Genomic DNA, 723 nt, shown 5'->3' with positions numbered 1-723 from the left:
GGGAGAGTAGGACGTCGCCAAGCGTATTTTATATGGGCCCTTAGCTCAGCTGGTTAGAGCGCACCCCTGATAAGGGTGAGGTCGGTGGTTCGAGTCCACTAGGGCCCACCATATAAATACTAACTTCATAAGATAAGTGACGAGGCCTCYGGTAGTTAATCGGAATCAACCTCGAAGCCATACTTCACTTTTGGAGTGAAATTATGGGGCTATAGCTCAGCTGGGAGAGCGCCTGCCTTGCACGCAGGAGGTCAGGGGTTCGATCCCCCTTGGCTCCACCATAAACTTTCATGTCACTTCCATAAATTGCAGGTTGRACTGCAAGATATCATGTGGTATGATAATCTTCCGGTCGAAAGACTGGGGTTGATCCTTGAAAACTAGATAACGAAACGAATTTGCGCAATTAGAAATATCCTTTTAGCTGAACTTGTGTCAAAACAAGTTTAAATAAAACGGTAGCAGCGGAAGATTCGTGACAGTCGATCCTTTGGAAGTTGGTTTCCATCTATTAACTCGTTTAGTAGATCAGGAAACAAACGGACAACAGAGCGAATGGCGCGAAACTGAAGCAATTGGTTAAGCTACTAAGAGCACACGGAGGATGCCTAGGCGCTAGGAGCCGAAGAAGGACGTGGCGAACAACGATACTGCCTCGGGGAGCTGTAAGCAAGCTTCGATCCGGGGATGTCCGAATGGGGAAACCCAGCTAGTGTAATAGCT

At 47.7% G+C, this 723-nt stretch carries 2 tRNA genes and 1 rRNA gene; all 3 read left to right on the top strand.

The features are described from left to right. Positions 1-34 precede the first annotated feature (34 nt). Positions 35-111: transfer RNA gene (locus tag ACPV3A_RS37725), tRNA-Ile, on the top strand. A 94-nt stretch (positions 112-205) separates the two neighbouring features. Beyond that, positions 206-281: transfer RNA gene (locus ACPV3A_RS37720), tRNA-Ala, on the top strand. Positions 282-577: 296 nt separating this feature from the next. After that, positions 578-723, top strand: a 23S ribosomal RNA gene (locus ACPV3A_RS37715); the annotation flags it as partial.

It is taken from the genome of Paenibacillus sp. Dod16 (assembly GCF_049893405.1).
GTDB lineage: Bacteria > Bacillota > Bacilli > Paenibacillales > Paenibacillaceae > Paenibacillus_AQ.
Note: the sequence above shows the minus strand (reverse complement) of the source record. Positions and strands in the feature narration are given on the sequence as shown.